This window comes from Erythrobacter dokdonensis DSW-74, from assembly GCF_001677335.1.
Lineage (GTDB): Bacteria > Pseudomonadota > Alphaproteobacteria > Sphingomonadales > Sphingomonadaceae > Erythrobacter > Erythrobacter dokdonensis.
Genome location: NZ_LZYB01000008.1, coordinates 177,058 through 192,422, shown reverse-complemented (window position 1 = coordinate 192,422; position 15,365 = coordinate 177,058). Strand labels below are relative to the sequence as shown.

General features: G+C 64.4%; 15 protein-coding genes. 11 read left to right on the top strand and 4 right to left on the bottom strand.

The window, feature by feature from the left end; genetic code table 11:
* Window position 1 precedes the first annotated feature (1 nt).
* From argC to glnA, 3 genes are all read left to right on the top strand, one after another.
* Complete coding sequence (gene argC / locus I603_RS13165) at window positions 2-943, top strand: N-acetyl-gamma-glutamyl-phosphate reductase (RefSeq protein ID WP_068865679.1); 942 nt, start codon at window positions 2-4, stop codon at window positions 941-943.
* Between the two features lie 230 nt (window positions 944-1,173).
* Window positions 1,174-1,512 carry a P-II family nitrogen regulator gene (locus tag I603_RS13160; protein WP_068865678.1) on the top strand — a complete coding sequence of 113 codons (339 nt, stop codon included), beginning with the start codon at window positions 1,174-1,176 and terminating at the stop codon, window positions 1,510-1,512.
* Between the two features lie 79 nt (window positions 1,513-1,591).
* Window positions 1,592-3,001 (top strand): type I glutamate--ammonia ligase, encoded by a 1,410-nt coding sequence (gene glnA / locus I603_RS13155; RefSeq protein WP_068865677.1) that lies wholly within the window; start codon window positions 1,592-1,594, stop codon window positions 2,999-3,001.
* A 171-nt stretch (window positions 3,002-3,172) separates the two neighbouring features.
* Here the strand turns inward: glnA and I603_RS13150 are convergent, their stop codons facing one another.
* Window positions 3,173-3,700 (bottom strand): hypothetical protein, encoded by a 528-nt coding sequence (locus I603_RS13150; RefSeq protein WP_143736754.1) that lies wholly within the window; start codon window positions 3,698-3,700, stop codon window positions 3,173-3,175.
* A gap of 530 nt (window positions 3,701-4,230) precedes the next feature.
* Between I603_RS13150 and I603_RS13145 the strand changes: the two genes are divergently transcribed.
* Both I603_RS13145 and I603_RS13140 read left to right on the top strand, forming a co-directional pair.
* Complete coding sequence (locus tag I603_RS13145) at window positions 4,231-4,632, top strand: YbjN domain-containing protein (protein ID WP_158093661.1); 402 nt, start codon at window positions 4,231-4,233, stop codon at window positions 4,630-4,632.
* 70 nt (window positions 4,633-4,702) lie between these two features.
* Entirely contained in the window at window positions 4,703-6,541 is a 1,839-nt protein-coding gene (locus tag I603_RS13140) for a sensor histidine kinase (RefSeq protein WP_068865674.1), read from the top strand.
* On the opposite strand, the gene I603_RS13135 is transcribed toward I603_RS13140, so the two are convergent.
* A complete protein-coding gene (locus tag I603_RS13135) occupies window positions 6,530-7,159 on the bottom strand; it encodes a response regulator (protein WP_068865673.1) in 630 nt (209 codons plus the stop codon). The genes I603_RS13140 and I603_RS13135 overlap by 12 nt on opposite strands.
* Window positions 7,156-7,671: a hypothetical protein gene (locus I603_RS13130; protein ID WP_143736756.1), complete on the bottom strand. Its 516-nt coding sequence runs from the start codon at window positions 7,669-7,671 to the stop codon at window positions 7,156-7,158. The genes I603_RS13135 and I603_RS13130 overlap by 4 nt, the downstream gene beginning before the upstream one ends.
* 133 nt (window positions 7,672-7,804) lie before the next feature.
* Here I603_RS13130 and I603_RS14755 point away from each other — a divergent pair, with 133 nt between their 5' ends.
* From I603_RS14755 to I603_RS14750, 4 genes are read left to right on the top strand one after another with little or no spacing between them, the layout of a single operon-like run.
* Window positions 7,805-8,341: a hypothetical protein gene (locus tag I603_RS14755; RefSeq protein ID WP_158093662.1), complete on the top strand. Its 537-nt coding sequence runs from the start codon at window positions 7,805-7,807 to the stop codon at window positions 8,339-8,341.
* Window positions 8,342-8,345: 4 nt separating this feature from the next.
* Window positions 8,346-10,115 carry a tetratricopeptide repeat protein gene (locus tag I603_RS13120; RefSeq protein ID WP_068865670.1) on the top strand — a complete coding sequence of 590 codons (1,770 nt, stop codon included), beginning with the start codon at window positions 8,346-8,348 and terminating at the stop codon, window positions 10,113-10,115.
* 37 nt (window positions 10,116-10,152) lie between these two features.
* Window positions 10,153-11,061 (top strand): hypothetical protein, encoded by a 909-nt coding sequence (locus tag I603_RS13115; RefSeq protein ID WP_068865669.1) that lies wholly within the window; start codon window positions 10,153-10,155, stop codon window positions 11,059-11,061.
* Window positions 11,062-11,083: 22 nt separating this feature from the next.
* Window positions 11,084-11,221, top strand: a complete 138-nt coding sequence (locus tag I603_RS14750) for a hypothetical protein (RefSeq protein ID WP_158093663.1) — start codon at window positions 11,084-11,086, stop codon at window positions 11,219-11,221.
* An 83-nt stretch (window positions 11,222-11,304) separates the two neighbouring features.
* On the opposite strand, the gene I603_RS13110 is transcribed toward I603_RS14750, so the two are convergent.
* Window positions 11,305-12,558: a tetratricopeptide repeat protein gene (locus I603_RS13110; protein ID WP_068865668.1), complete on the bottom strand. Its 1,254-nt coding sequence runs from the start codon at window positions 12,556-12,558 to the stop codon at window positions 11,305-11,307.
* A 190-nt stretch (window positions 12,559-12,748) separates the two neighbouring features.
* Between I603_RS13110 and I603_RS13105 the strand changes: the two genes are divergently transcribed.
* Both I603_RS13105 and I603_RS13100 read left to right on the top strand, forming a co-directional pair.
* Complete coding sequence (locus I603_RS13105; RefSeq protein ID WP_068865667.1) at window positions 12,749-14,176, top strand: hypothetical protein; 1,428 nt, start codon at window positions 12,749-12,751, stop codon at window positions 14,174-14,176.
* A 138-nt stretch (window positions 14,177-14,314) separates the two neighbouring features.
* Window positions 14,315-15,274: a calcium/sodium antiporter gene (locus I603_RS13100; RefSeq protein WP_068865666.1), complete on the top strand. Its 960-nt coding sequence runs from the start codon at window positions 14,315-14,317 to the stop codon at window positions 15,272-15,274.
* Window positions 15,275-15,365: the final 91 nt, after the last annotated feature.

Genomic DNA, 15,365 nt, shown 5'->3' with positions numbered 1-15,365 from the left:
CTTGGCGATCCGCCTGTTCATCGACGGGGCCGCGGGCACCACGGGTCTTGAAATCCGCGAACGTTTGCAAGGGCGTAGCGAATTCGATCTGATCGTGCTGGACGATGCCCGGCGCAAAGACGAAGGCGCCCGCCGCGACGCGCTCCACGCTGCCGATATCGCGATCCTGTGCCTGCCGGACGACGCCGCGAAAGAGGCCGTGAAGCTGGCCGAGGGTTCGGACACCCGCATTATAGACGCCTCCAGCGCGCACCGTGTGGCCGAGGGCTGGACCTATGGTTTTCCCGAGCTGGTCGGGCATGACAAAGTCGCAAACGCGCGGTTCGTGAGCAATCCGGGGTGCTACCCCACCGGCTTCCTCGCGCTGGTTGCTCCGCTGGTTCAGGATGGACTGTTGCCCGCCGACTGGCCCTATACCGTCAACGCGGTGAGCGGCTATTCGGGCGGCGGCAATGCGCTGATCGAGCGGTTTGAGCAATTCGAGAACCTCGAAGGCCATCCCGGTATCGCTTTTCGCGCATACGGCCTGCAACTCGGCCACAAGCACTTGCCCGAAATGCAGGCCTATGCCGGCCTCACTTACGCGCCGGTGTTTTCCCCCGCGGTGGTGCCGACCTTTCGCGGAATGTTGGTCGATGTGCCCCTGCCGCTTGAAGCGATGCCCGGCGCGGGTCGGCCAGAGCAACTCGCCGATCATCTGACGGCGTTCTACCAAGGCAGCAAAAGCGTTGTCGTGGTCGAAACCCGCTACAGTGAAATGATCCTGCGGCAGGATGTCGAAGGTGGTGACGGCATGACACTTCATGTCTACGCGAACTCAGACGGCACCCAGGCGCGCCTCGTCGCCCACCTCGACAACCTCGGCAAGGGCGCGTCCGGTGCGGCGATCCAGAATCTCAACATCATGTGCGGCCTGCCCGAAACCACCGGCCTGCGGTTGTGAATGCGGTTCCGGGCGGCACCTTCTGCCTAAAATATAGGCAATGCCCGTCCACTCGCTGTGCACCATTGCGCAGTGCACCATAATCTTGCTACCCGCTGGCTTGAGGCGAAAGAGATCCTCTGGCCGGACTCGCCGGGCGGCAAGGATCGTTCAACCCGGAAACAGGTGCGCTTGGCACGATTCTTGAAGTCTTTTTGACAGGAATCCGGCCAGGCGCGGATGGGGACGACGTGAAAAAGATCGAAGCGATCATCAAGCCCTTCAAACTCGACGAGGTGAAGGAAGCGCTGCATGAAATCGGCGTGTCCGGGATCACCGTGACCGAGGCTAAGGGCTTCGGCCGCCAGAAGGGCCACACCGAACTCTATCGCGGCGCCGAATATGTCGTCGATTTCCTGCCCAAGGTGAAGCTCGAAGTCGTCGTTCCCGACGATCAGGCATCGCGCGTCGTCGAAGCGATTGCCGCTGCCGCGCAAACGGGGCGGATAGGCGACGGCAAGATTTTCGTCACCGCCATCGAGAGCGCACTGCGCATCCGCACTGGCGAGACCGACGACGACGCGATCTGATTACCACTCTCTCCTGCCTGCCCCAAATTGAGTGAGCTGGGGCGGGCCGGCCAAGTCATAACTCGGAGGCAAAATACCAATGTCGAAAGCGAAAGACGTCCTCAAGCAGATCAAGGACGAGGAAATCGAGTGGGTGGACCTGCGCTTCACCGACCCCAAGGGCAAGTGGCAGCACCTCACCATGGTCGCGAGCGTCATGGGCGAGGACGAGCTGGAAGACGGCTTGATGTTCGACGGGTCCTCGATTGCCGGCTGGAAGGTGATCAACGAGAGCGACATGATCCTCAAGCCCGACCTGTCGGAGACCTGGATCGACCCGTTCAGCGCCTCGCCGATGATGATCATCAACTGCGACATCGTCGAGCCTTCGACCGGCGACTGGTACGCCCGCGATCCGCGCACCACCGCCAAGCGCGCCGAGGCCTATCTCAAGTCGACCGGCATCGGCGACACGGTATATGTCGGGCCGGAAGCCGAGTTCTTCATGTTCGACGACGTTCGTTTCGAGGATGGCTATGCCGGCTCGGGCTTTGCGATCGACGATATCGAGCTGCCGACCAACACCGGCAAGGAATATGACAACGGCAACATGGCCCACCGCCCGCGCGCGAAGGGCGGTTACTTCCCGGTCGCGCCGGTCGACAGCGCGGTGGACATCCGCGGCGAGATGGTCACCACCATGCTCGAAATGGGCCTGCCCTGCGACAAGCACCACCACGAAGTCGCCGCTGCCCAGCACGAACTGGGCCTCACCTTCGGCACCCTGGTGCAGACCGCCGACCGGATGCAGATCTACAAGTATGTTGTGCACCAGGTCGCCCATGCCTATGGCAAGACCGCGACCTTCATGCCCAAGCCGATCAAGGCCGATAACGGCTCTGGCATGCACACCCACATGTCGATCTGGAAGGACGGCAAGCCGATGTTCGCGGGCAATGAATATGCCGGCTTGTCGGAAATGTGCCTGTACTACATCGGCGGCGTCATCAAGCATGCCAAGGCGCTGAATGCCTTCACCAACCCGACCACCAACAGCTACAAGCGGCTGGTGCCGGGCTTCGAAGCGCCGGTGCTGCTGGCCTATTCGGCGCGCAACCGTTCGGCCTCGTGCCGCATTCCCTATGGTGCGGGCGAGAAGGCCAAGCGTGTCGAGTTCCGCTTCCCCGATGCGATGGCCAACCCCTACCTCGCCTATTCGGCGCTGCTGATGGCCGGTCTCGACGGGATCGAGAACAAGATCCACCCGGGCGAGGCGATGGACAAGAACCTCTACGATCTGCCGCCGGCCGAGCTCGCCGAAGTGCCGACCGTGTGCGGCAGCTTGCGTGAAGCGCTCGAGGCCCTGACCGCTGATCACGAATTCCTGCTGAAGGGCGACGTGTTCACCAAGGACCAGATCGAGGCTTATTGCGAACTCAAGTGGGAAGAGGTGATCCGCACCGAAACCACCCCGTGCCCGGTCGAATTCGACATGTATTACAGCATGTAATCAGCCGACGGCGATCCGCCGTCAGGCACATGAACCAGAATGCAAGGGCCGTCCGGGAAACCGGGCGGCCTTTTGCATGGAGGCTCGGATGCTTGCGTTACGCAACCCGGATCTGTCCGCTTTCGGGGTTGCAACAGGAAGTTCGAATGGCTGGAAGTGGGTGGGAAGCAGTCATTGCCTGATGCGGATTATCCGAGCGGCTTCTCCAGCGCCAAGATACAAGTCTTCAGCTGTCACTTCAGGCCCTTTCGCGTTTCCGAGAAAAGTTGCGATACCTGTACCCATATCGATGAAGAGCACCATCTTGAGACCCGCATTCGGACTTTCGCTAGACAATGGTTCCACATCATACCGGATTGCAGGTCTGCCCAGCACTTCGACGAATGCGGGCTCTTGCAATCTATGCTCCGCGCCCAGCTCCTCCGCATAGGATTGCGCGTACTCTTCGAGTGGCGATGTCAAATCCCAAGCGATATTGAAGGCATAAAAAAGGTCACTCCTCGCCTTGAGCCGGACGATGCCCAGGACTGCACTTGTGGTTGCATCCACAAGGCTTACCTTGATGCCAGGAACATCGGTGCAAATCGAAAGGGTCGAGTTCAAAGGTGTACAGGAGCTTGGCTCCTGTGCGGATGAAGATGTGGAAACCCACAATAGAAAGAAGGCTGTGAAAAGGGCCGGTGGCTTTTTCACGATCATCACCCGAACTCCTGGCCAGGCCCTGACCTAAGCTAATCCTTTTCCAACCCGCCCGCTACGGGATAGTTTTCCGAATATCGGCTGCTGGCAAGGAGCCCGTTAAGGCTGCAAGGCAAGTCTCAGGATCGCGCGCCGGCCCCGCTGATGACCAATTAGGGGTCGATAGTTGCCATAGGCATCAGCGCTTTCGAGTGACTGCCTTGCTCCCTCATTTCGGTCATCAGATCCCGCGTTTTGACCTCATGATGATGCCATGGCGTTATTGGAAGAAATAAGCGTCGTTCAATTGCGAGGGTTTTGTAATAGCAGCCTGGGCCCAAACCTCGCGCACCTCTAAGGAAAATCTTGAGCCGAACCGGGTTTCATTGCAATCATCGTGCGATTTGGGCGGACTCTATCCGCGCCGCATAAAGGAGAACGACGTGGTCCGCCTTATGAATGCGATTGCGTGCCTGCTTTTTCTGAGTCTGTCTTGCCAGGCCCATGCCCGCAATTCGGCCGAAGTTATCTCTGCAAGTAATCCGGCGGGTATGGTGATAACTTTGCTCAACATGGGCTTCAATCCCGAACTTACGACCGATCCGGTGGGCGATCCGCTGATCATTTCGCGCTCGAATGGCGGGGTGTTTTCGGTGTTTTTCTTCGGCTGCAACGAGACGACGCACGATGCTTGCCAGTCGATCCGGCTGCAGGTCGGGTATGATCGCGCCAAGCCATGGAACCCGGTCGAGGCGATGCAGCTGAGCGCCGAGTATCCGTTCCTGGCCGTGAGGCTCGATCAGGAAGGCGATCCCTTCGTCCATTGGGACCTCTACCTGGGCGAAGGGATCCCTGAGACCGTGTTCGTTCGCAATGTCCGTGCCTTCGAGAAATCCGTGACGCTCGCTGCAGAACTCGTCTATGCCGAGGAAAAGGCCGACGCCGCCGAATAGAAGCAGGGCCGGACGGACCATGCCGACTGGGTTGCCAGCAAACTTGGCGCAGCAGCGACTATACCAAGCCATGCACTTTCGGCCCGTTCCCGCGGCCGTCACCTTTGCTGTGCTTACAACGGCGCTGATGGTGCCGGTGCTGGGCATGCTGGCGCTCGGCACCGGGCTAGGCAGCGACAGCGGCCCCGCCCTGCCCGCCATCCGGCTGTGGCCCTGCCTTGTCACCGCCAGCGTGGCGGGCGTGCTTTGCGCGTGGATCTGGTCGCTGCGCGCGGGCGAAAGCGCAGCACGGCTGTTCTGCGCCAGCGGGGCTGCGACCTATGCCTTCTGCCTCGGCGCTGCTGTCTTCAGCCTGCCCGGCCCGCTGACAGACCCGGTCGTGACGGCGGCGATTGCGGTCAATGTGATTGGCGCGAGCGCCTTCGGGATCGTCATGATCGCCCTGTTCGCCCGCTATCCAAGCCGCCTCCCCGGGGCGCAGACGATCACCCTTGCTGCGCTGCTGCTGTTCGGCGCCTGGACGATTGCGGCGTTTTTCGGCCCGGTCAAAATCCTGATCGAAATCCACCGCATCACCCTTGCCGAGATGGTGGTGATCCTTGCCCTTGCAGCGGCGCAGATCGTCGTCGCCCGCGCAGACCCCGTCGCCCGGGCCATCGCCATCTGGCTGGGGGCTGCGGTCGGGATCGGTGCTGGCGGGTTCATCGCGCTGGTGGCGCTTCCCAATGCGATCCTGCGTCCGGCGCTGGTGCCGGAGGAATTCGGCTTCCTGTTTTTCGTCATCATCTACATCGCGCTGGCGATTGCGCTGGTGCGCTACCGGATCTTCGGACTGGGGCGCTGGGCCTTCCAGCTGCTGTTCATCGTCGCTGCGGGGCTTGCGGTGCTTGCGGTCGATGCGCTGATTATCGTGGTGCTGGCGATGGACGCGGCGCGGGCAACCGGGATTGCGCTGCTGCTGGTGGCGCTTGCCTATCTCCCGGCGCGGGCGTGGCTGTGGCAAAAGCTGATCGCCCCGCCCCGCAGCGATGGCTCGGTGTTGCTGCGCGAGGCGGCGGGGGTCGCGCTGGCACCGACCGGGCCGGAGCGCGAACGGGCATGGCGCGATCTGCTGGCAGAGAGCTTCGATCCGCTGGCGATCGAGCCGGTCGCCGAGCGCTACGGCGAGGCCGTGATCGACGAGGAGGGACGCTCGCTGCTGGTACCCGGCCCCGATGGGTTTGCGGCCCTGCGGCTGCGCGACCGGAACCGCGGGCGGCGCCTGTTCAGCCCGGCCGATCTGGCGCTGGCGCGCGAACTGGGGGCGCTGGTGGCCCAGCTGGGCGAGGCGCGCAGTGCCTATGACCGGGGTGTCGCGTTCGAGCGGGCGCGGATTGCGCAGGACATCCACGACAATATCGGCGCACACCTGCTGACCGCGCTCCATGCCCCCAGCAATGCGCGCAAGGACGAGCTGATCCGCGAGACCATCGGCGACCTGCGCGACGTGATCCGCAATGCCGAGGACGAGCCGCTGGCGCTCGACGCGCTGCTCGCCGATCTGCGCATCGAGACCGCCGACCGGGTCGAACTGGCCGGGCTGGAACTGGAATGGACCATGCCCGAGCTTCCGGATGCCCCGCCCCCGCGCGAAACGGTGCGCGCGCTCAGAGCCCTGCTTCGCGAGGCGGTCAGCAATGTGCTACGCCATGCCGCAGCCTCGCGGATCGCGATCACGATTGCGCCAGACGATGGCCTTCTGGGCCTCACCATTGCCGACGACGGCACGGGGTTCGACCCCGCCGTCAGCTGTGACGGCCGCGGACTGGGGAACATGCGGCGCCGGATCGAGGGACTTGGTGGCAGCTTCGCCCTCACAAGCGACCCGCAGGGAACGCGGATCGTCGCAGGCCTGCCGCTACAGACCTAGCTTCGTCGCGTGCCACGCGGCCTCGGCGCGCGAGGATATGCCGAGCTTGGCGTAGACCGACTTGATGTGCGCCGCGACCGTGTTGGTGCCGATCCCCAGCGTGGCGGCCACTTCGTGATTGCGCAGCCCCTTGCCGATATGGCCCAGTACCTCACGCTCGCGCGGGGTGAGATTGGCGTCGGCCACAACCGGCCCCGTCTGGCGGAAATGGGTCATGATCCGCCGGGCGATGGCCGGTGACAGCGGCGGCACCCCGTCAAGCGTCTGGCGGATCTGGCGCACCAAGAGGGCGGAGGGCTGGTTCTTGAGCAGATAGCCATCCGCACCGGCGGCCAGCGCCCCCACCACCGAGGCATCATCGCCCATGATCGTCGCCACCACGCACAGCGCGGCGGGATTGGCCTGCTTGAGCGCGCGCAGCACCTCGAGCCCCGAACCGTCGGGCAGGCCGAGATCGATCAGCGCCAAATCGAACACCTCATGTCCGGCAATCGCCAGCGCCGTCCGGATATCGGGCGCGGTGGTGATCTCGGCATCAGGGCAGGCCTCGCGCATGACCTCCGACAGCCAGAGGCGCATTTCAGCAAGATCTTCGAGGATCAGCGTGCGCAGGTTCATGGCTCCGTCCTTTCGGGAGCCGGGAGCGCCCGCGTCAACAGCACCGCGCCGCATTCGTCCGCGACCTCGGTTTCGATCCGCCCTTCGAACTGCACCAACCCGTCGCCGCGCACGGTAAAGCGTCCCGCCAGATCGCCCGCGCCCTCACCTGCAGGCGGCATGATGAGCCAGCCGAGCGCATCCAGCGTGACCTGCCCGTCCGCGCGGATCTCGCCCAACAGCGCAAAGCTCCCGGCGATCTCGCCATAGACTCCGGCCCGTCCGCCGATCACCGGGAAGACAGCATAGCTGCCCTCAAGCCGCCAGGGATATTCCGGCGTCTCGCTGGCAACGACGCGGGTGATTTCGAGCAGCGCGCCATGCTCGCCGCTCTCGCAGACATGGCTTCCGCCATAAAACCCGGTCAGGCCCGGCGGGTCGGCGGGCAACCCGGCCCGCGCCGCGACAGGCGCCAAGGGCGCCAGCAACGGCGCGGCGAACAGCACAGCGGCAGGGCAGCAGGATGGTTTCACCTATGCTCTCCGTGGTTGTCCGAGCGCAGACAAAAGCACCGATGGCACAGCGATGCCATCCCCTGTTCGGGTAATTGTCTTTTGTTGCATCGACGAAGTATCGGCAAGATCGCGCACAGGGGGGAGCGATAAGATGCAAGGCTGCGAGGGGCACATAAAGCCGGCGTGGAACGGCTGGCTCCTGCTTGCGGCGGCGATTTCAGGATTGGCCGCAGCATCCAACCCGCCGATGGCAATGGCGCAGGGCGAGACCGCCGCACCGCCACCCGATTTCGAATGTGCGGTGCGCTATGTGGTGGGCGGACAGCTTGCGCCGCAAGACCGTGTCGGAGCGATGGAGCGGGCAAACCTGTCCGCCCAGGCGCATCAGCAGGCCAACCCGTCCGAGACCCAGGCCGCTATCAGCGAGCGGATCAACGCCGAAGTCACCCGCCGGCTCAAGGGCTTCGAGGCGCTGATCGCGGAAGGCACCAGGATTTCCGAAGCGTGGCGCGATGCGGCGGATTATCCAGATGCCGATGCGCGCCGCGCCGATCTGGAGCAACGGCGGCAGGAATGGCAGGGCCGGGAAAGAGCCGCGGGCCAGCAAGTCGCCGCCGGGATCGCCGCCTGCGAGGCCAAGTATGGCCGCACCCCGCCGCCGGAACAGCCCAGGGCTCAGGGGCGCTGAAGCGATGCGCGCGCTGCTCTGTCTGTGCGGACTGGTTCTGGCCACCCTCATGCTGCTTACGGAGTCTGCCTCCGCGCGCGAGCGCGTGCCGCTCAACCGCGATGGCTGGCGGCACGGCGCGATCCATAATGGCAAGCAGAACATGCCGGTCATCCTGCCCGGCGTGGCGCGGGACTGGGCGGGCGGATGCGCAGGAAAGAAGGCAGCCGATTGCCGCAAGCTGGCCGAGGCCTTCACCAATGGCAGCGGCGATATCCGCACCGACCTGCGCATTGCGGTCGGCTATTGGCTCGCCGGATGCCGCGCGGGCGATGGCGCTGCCTGCGGCGAGGCGGCGGCGATCATTCGTAATGGCAGCGCGGGCTATGTCGATTTCGACCTCGCCTTCCGCACCGCGCAGAGCGGATGCGAGAGCGCGCGCGATGCGGAAGCCTGCGCGCTGATGGGGCTCGGCCTCTATCGCGGCCAAGGCACCGCGCGCGACCCGGCGCGCGCGCTCGCGATGTGGCAGGCGGGCTGCGCCTCGGGCGGGATGGAAGCCTGCCGCCTTCAGGCGAGCGCCCTGCGCGAGGCGGGCGACCTGGCGGGCGCGCTCGTGCTGGCGCGCAAGGCCTGCGATGGCGGCGCGGCATGGGGCTGCGGCCAGCTTGCCAGCGCCTATCGCCTGGGCGACGGGGTCACCGCCGACGAAGCCGCCGCCGCGCGCTTTGCCGAGCGCGGATGCGGCAGCGCTTCGACCAGCGATGCCGATGCCTGCGCGCATCATGGCTACTACCTCGCACGCACGGGTGATGCCGCGAACCTGGAGCGCGGCTCGCGCCTGCTGACCCGCTCCTGCCTTGCCGGGTCAGCGACCGGGTGTTTCGAGGCGGGCGAACTGGGCCGCCGCAATCCGGCCGGATCGAAAATAGCGCGCTGGGAAGTCGCGCTGTCCTACCGCGACGGCTGCGACAAGAGCCACGCGCCTTCATGCCGCGAATTGGGCGCGCTCTACCTGCAAGGCAACGGACAGGTCGGGCGCTGGCCCGACCGCGCCATCGCGCTGATTGACCACGCTTGCGCGCTGGGCGACGAACCCGCCTGCGGACGCGCCCGCGCGCTTGGCCCGGCAGCCGATGCGGCGCGGCGCCGTGTTCACCCCGTCCACCCGGCATACCCGGCAAGCGAGCAGATCGCCGCCGCCCTCGCGCTGGTCAAAGCCGGGCGCGGGCAAGATGGGCTGGAGGTCATCGCCCGGCTGATGGAGGAAGGCCATGCCGATGCCAGCTGGGTGCTGGCGGGCTGGCTGGCCTATGGCGAACCCGGCGTGATCGACACCCCCAACCGCGCACAGGCCATCGCGCTGGCGGAAAACGCCGCCGCGCAAGGCCATACTGCCGCCGCGCGCTGGGTCGGCATGGCCTATTGGGAAGGCGACGGCGTGCCGGTCAACCGCGAGAAGGCCAAGCGCATCATGCAGGTGGCGATGAAAAGCGGCGATCCGCTCGACGAGGCGCTCTACCGCTCGATGGTCGGCACGATCGAGCGCGACCGCCAGAAGGCCGAATATGACCGCCGCCTTGCCGCCAGCTACCGCCCGCGCAGCTTCTGGGGCGAGGTCATGGCCGGGCTCGCCGCGTCGGTGAGCAGTTATCAGCCGAGCTATTCTTCGCGCCCGTCATCCTCGGGCGGAGGCTGGGCGAATTATGTCGCCGGAGCCTCCCAGCGCGATTTCGACAGCTTCGTGCGCTATGCGACCGGCGCCACCACCGTCTGCCGGTCAAGCTATTGCTGAACATGGTATTTCTTCTCATCCGACAAGGAGCCTGCCGATGATCCCGCGTCTGTCCCTATGCCTCGCCGCCGCACTGGTCGCGCTTGCCCCGCATCCGGCGGCAGCCCAGCAGAAACAATCATTCAATTTCGAGTTCAGCGAAAAGAACGGCATCTGCTCGGTCGGCATTCCGGCGGGCGCGCAGGGGCTGAAGGTGGAGTTCACCGTCCGGGTGAGCGATGGAAATACCAACGTGTCGATGCACAATATCGACGGCGAGATCGTCAACGCCGCGCTTGATGCGGGCCGCAAGCCGAAGCTTGCGCTCGTCTTCGACGGCAAGCGGCGGCATGATCTGGAATGGGGCGAATATGTCGCGGGCTTCACCTATCGCGCGGTCGGCGGCTGGGACGACACGGCCAAGGCCAACCGCGCGTTGGAGGAGCTGAAATCGTCCGGCGCGGTGACCTTCGTCGCCGACCGGGAAAGCTGGGGGCCGATCTCGCTGCAAGCGCCGGGCATGGCCTATGGCCTGCTCGATGATTGCGTGAAGCGCACCGCCGCCAAGCAGGCGGCAGAAGCCGGGTCTGCGCAGGGCTTCACTGTCCAGAATGCCGGCGAGCAATACGAAATCGGCGCGAATTCCGGCACGACGCCGCTGACCCGGGGGGAAAAGGTGATGTGCTTTGCGCACTGGGTCGCGCTGCTCACCATGCATGACAATAACGCCAACGACCGTTTCTGGTCGCGCCTGCCCGCCGATCTTGGCCCGGCGAGCGCCGAGGCGATGGCGCAGGACTGGGCGATCTCGCTCAGGCAGGACATCGGCGAGGATGAGGCAGCCGCCGCGCGGATGGAGCGCGAACTGCAGACCAAAACCGAAGCCCAATACCAGAAGATCCAGGCCGCGCAGACACCCGAGGAATTGGGCCGGTTCTTCCGCACGCTCGGCACCTGCGAGTTCTAGGAGCGACGATGCGTTCGCAATTGTGCCTCCCGGCTCCGGCCGCGCGGGGGCTACAGCAGCCCATACGCAATTGCCGCTGCCAGTCGGGATGTGTCTCGAAGCCGTCACCGCCGACCAGATGGACAAGGCGCGCGCCGGGCTGGAACGGCTGGTGCAGTAGGACGGGAGAGTCGCGCGCGCAGGGCTGCGAAGGGGGCCACTGGGGGGGGGCGGAGCGCCCCCGGCACGCCTTCCTCCCTCTTTTCAGTAGCAGTCGAAATCGAGCAGCGTCGTCCCCGCCGTCACCCCGCGGGTGCGGGTCTGGCGGCGGATGCACGCGCCGAAGGTCTCACCGCCGCGGCGCGGGTCGTTGCCGAAGCCCGCGCGCGGCTCCGCCAGCGGCGCCCAGGCACGGGCCATCTGCTCGGCAAAGGCCCGCTGATTGTTCGCCCGCTCGGCCTGATTGTAGCGCTGCTTCCACGTGGTGCAGTTCCTGCCCCCGAAGCGGCAATAGACCTCGACCTCGTAGGCGAAATTGGCAAGGGTCGACATGTCGGGGCCGACGCTGTCGATCATGTAGACGAATTCCGCCTCGCGCACCTTGGGGGCGATGGTCTGGAGGACCGAGAGCGATTCCTTGTCGCCCTTGCGCGCAGCCGAGGCGAGGAAGCGCGCCGCGTCGAGGTAATCGCGGTTCGTCCCCTGCCCGTAGGCCAGCATCCAGCCGACCGTGTATTCCGCTTTGACCTCACCCTGTTCGGCGAAGGGGCGCAGCAGGGAATAGGCGTCGGCATAGAGCTTGGAATTGAAGGACTGGAGACCGCGCGCAAGCTGCCCGGCGCCGCCCGAACCTTGTCCTGCGCCCGGCGCGCCATTGGGGAAGTACTGGGCGAGATTGTCGCACCCGCCCTTGTTCCCGGCCTTGCAGGCCTTGTCGAGGTAGAGATAGGCGCCCGCCTTGTCGACCGGCCCGCCTGTCCCGACCTGCAAGAAGTAGCCATAATTGCTGCACCCGGTGGCGTGGCCTGCGCTGCACGCCTTATAGGCATATTCACGGGCCTTTACGGGGTCCTTTTCGACCCCGCGGCCATTAGCATAGAAAAAGCTCATGTCGGTGCATGATCCGGCAGAGCCCCAGCGGCACCCGAAATGGGCCAGCGAGACAGCCTTCTTGTCATCGACAGGTATCTGGCCCTTGCCCCTCGCTCCGCCCAGATAGATCTGGGTGGCCGTTTCGCAGGAAAGGGCATAGGTCATATCGCATGCCTTGACCAAATTGGCTGTCGCCGCGGGGATATCCTGCGGGCCGCCTTCGCCATCAAGTTGCATGAGGGCAAGCAGATCGCACCCCTCGCCCGATCGCTTCTCGCAGGCCTTGGCCAAGAGGGCTCTCGCTTTGTCCGGTTTCTTTTGGGCATAGGCCTTCTTCGCCTCGGCAACCTCTTTCGATTGCGCGAACGCCTCTCCGGCGGGCAGCACAAGCAGGGCGGCACACAGAACAAGCAACCAGCGGAACATGGCAGTCTCCCCAAGAGCAGATGCGGCGACCCATCGCTTCAAGAAGCTTCGCGACATGATGCCGCCAAGCCTTGCGAGGTAGCAAGATAGATTGCGTCAGGGCTTGCGCACATCCCCTGTTCGGGGGGCAGGCCGGATATTTGGGCCTGCCGCTCTTGCTTCAAAAAGATTGCGCGATTAGCCCCGCATCATGTTTGGCAAGCTCATAAAGCGTTATCGCGACAGGCGCTTCTGGGCAAGGCTCGATAAGCTGCCTCGCGATGAATATCTGATCGCGCTTCGGCACGATCGTCTCGAGGAAACCAAGGATTCGCGGGACGGGCTGACCTTCCTCGAGCTGGTCGAAAAACAGCTGAAGGAAGGCAGGGTCGATCTCGCGCTGAGGAATATCAGCACTCAGGTGAAATCCTGCCTCGAACTGGCGGTGCTCTACTGGGCGAAAGGCAATCGGGCGCAAGCGGAGAAATATCTGCGCATGACGCTGGAACGCTACCAGCGCATGGTCACAGCTGCGGCCGAACACGACCGGCGATTGGATGCGCGAAGTGATATTGGTGAGGCTTACATCAAGGCAGCCGCCATCCTGCTTGGCGAACCGCTTGATGGTCCGGCGCTCACCATCGCCTCCAAACCGGGCTATTCGCCTATGTTCGCCAACACTATCCTCGACGCCTGCATCGGAACGCACGATTTCGACATGGGTCTTTGGCAATCGCTCGAAGACGAATGGCTCAAGAACCGCTTTCCCAAATACATGATCGAAGAGAAGATGGTCTATGTGAAGGCGCTCACCGGGCAGTACGCGAGCGACGCCGAAATGCTCGAGGCGCACCGGAAGATGTGGGCCGGCAAGGCCAAGCGCAACCCCGATGCTGGAACGCTCGATGGCTATGACGAGTTCAACGCCTATGTGGTCGACTACACCTTCGCCTGCGTTCTCAAACGCATCGGCTGGGAAGGGACCTATCGCCACTCATGGCCCAACTCCACACCGTTGGGCGGCGAGGCCACGACCACCCGGCCAGCCGACCGCCACCTTGGCATCATCGCCGCGCCCCCGCCTGCGCCCGACGCAGAAACGGGGATAATAATCGACGCGCAGGAAGCGCGACGCTTCATCGACGAACACGTCAAGGACCAGCGCGACAAGTGGGAGAACGAGTTCTTCGATCCCGCCCGCCCCGCTAAAGACCGCTCCAAAGTGTCGGGCGCGCTAAAGGAACTGGGCTGGAATGCGGACAAGGCGACGCTCGATCTGATGCGCACCTACAAGATGAACGAAATCCTGAATGACAGCACCCATGTCTTCCTCGCCGATCCCCTGGGCGACAAGTGGACGGGCATGAAAGGCTGGACCGAGCTGTTCGTCGACGAGTTCGGCCTGCATCCCGATTTCATCCCCGTCGTCGAAAGCGAAAACAAGCCCGACTACCGTGATCCCCAAGACGCCTGGTACGTCTATTGGAAGAAGGACAAGCGCGTCTATTCGGTGCAGCGCGAGGACTGGGGCGATCCCGCGGCCGCCACCGCGGGCGCGCGGCCCGGCAAGGAAATGTGGCCCTCCTATGTCAGCTTTGTCGCGTGGTGGGTGGCCGAACATCTCGCTTTCGAGGCCTGACCTGCGCGAAGGAGCGCTTGCCTGCGTCCCGCTTTTGCACCCCGCTTTTGCGCTCCGCTTTTTTTGCAAGGGCCGCGCCTTTCGCCGTCTACCGCGCTGCGCTAGGGGCCTGCGACAAAGGCAACGCTTGGGGACGTGATGACCAATTCGATCCTGCTGGTGGCCGGAGGCCTTGTCCTGCTTGCGCTGGGCGGCGAATTGCTGGTGCGCGGCGCGGTCGGGATGGCGGCGCGGATCGGAATTTCGCCGCTGCTCGCGGGGCTGACCATCGTCGGCTTCGGCACCTCGATGCCCGAACTGGCAACCAGCGTCCAGGCCGCGCTCGAAGGTGCGCCTGGGATCGCGGTCGGCAATGTCGTGGGCTCGAATATCGCCAACATGCTGCTGATCCTGGGGGTCGCGGGGCTTGTCGCGCCGATTGCGGTCAATCCGGCCTCGTTCAAGCGGGATGCACTGGCCATGGGCGGTGCGACCCTGCTGGCGACCGGGGCAGTGATGCTCGGAGTGATAGGTCTGGTGCCGGGGCTGGTGCTGGCGGCGGCGCTCGCGGGTTACATCTGGTGGGCCTACAAGTCGGAAAGCGCCGCACATGACGACGAAGCACGCCGCCACGAGGCCGAAGCCGAGGATCGCCCGGTGCCGCCCGATACCGGCCCTGTGGTTCTCGGCGGCATGATCCTCGCTGGACTGGCGGCGGCAATTTTCGGTGCGCGGCTGCTGGTTGACGGCGCGGTGGTGCTCGCCGCAGCAGCAGGGGTATCGCAAAGCGTTATCGGCCTGACCGTGGTCGCGATCGGCACCTCCCTGCCCGAACTCATCGCCTGTGTTGTCGCAGTCTTCCGGAAACATGGCGATGTGGCGCTCGGCAACGTGGTCGGCTCGAACATCTACAATCTGTGCGGCATCCTGGGGGTCACTGCAACCATCCATCCGATCGCGGTACCAGCCGAGATCGCGCGGATCGATATCTGGGTCCTGGCTGGCGTGACAATGCTGCTGATCGTGCAATTGCGCAGCGGCTGGAAGCTGTCACGGCTCGAAGCTGCACTTTTGCTTGTGCTTTATGCGGCCTACACGACGTTTCTTGCCGTGCGTTGAGGCTGCGCTGCAACGCCTTAAAGACAATCCCGGAAAATTGCGTTTTTTCCAATTGTCATGCGGGATTGAAACGTTAACGTGCCGCCCCTTG

What these genes read in the sequence shown, in the direction of transcription:
- I603_RS13100 (WP_068865666.1), top strand. Translation starts at nt 14,315, where the DNA reads ATGACCAATTCGATCCTGCTGGTGGCCGGAGGCCTTGTCCTGCTTGCG.
- I603_RS13115 (WP_068865669.1), top strand. Translation starts at nt 10,153, where the DNA reads ATGATCCCGCGTCTGTCCCTATGCCTCGCCGCCGCACTGGTCGCGCTT.
- I603_RS13110 (WP_068865668.1), bottom strand. Translation starts at nt 12,558, where the DNA reads ATGTTCCGCTGGTTGCTTGTTCTGTGTGCCGCCCTGCTTGTGCTGCCC.
- glnA (WP_068865677.1), top strand. Translation starts at nt 1,592, where the DNA reads ATGTCGAAAGCGAAAGACGTCCTCAAGCAGATCAAGGACGAGGAAATC.
- I603_RS13145 (WP_158093661.1), top strand. Translation starts at nt 4,231, where the DNA reads ATGGTGATAACTTTGCTCAACATGGGCTTCAATCCCGAACTTACGACC.
- I603_RS13140 (WP_068865674.1), top strand. Translation starts at nt 4,703, where the DNA reads ATGCACTTTCGGCCCGTTCCCGCGGCCGTCACCTTTGCTGTGCTTACA.
- I603_RS14755 (WP_158093662.1), top strand. Translation starts at nt 7,805, where the DNA reads ATGCAAGGCTGCGAGGGGCACATAAAGCCGGCGTGGAACGGCTGGCTC.
- I603_RS13135 (WP_068865673.1), bottom strand. Translation starts at nt 7,159, where the DNA reads ATGAACCTGCGCACGCTGATCCTCGAAGATCTTGCTGAAATGCGCCTC.
- I603_RS13150 (WP_143736754.1), bottom strand. Translation starts at nt 3,700, where the DNA reads ATGATCGTGAAAAAGCCACCGGCCCTTTTCACAGCCTTCTTTCTATTG.
- I603_RS13105 (WP_068865667.1), top strand. Translation starts at nt 12,749, where the DNA reads ATGTTTGGCAAGCTCATAAAGCGTTATCGCGACAGGCGCTTCTGGGCA.
- I603_RS13120 (WP_068865670.1), top strand. Translation starts at nt 8,346, where the DNA reads ATGCGCGCGCTGCTCTGTCTGTGCGGACTGGTTCTGGCCACCCTCATG.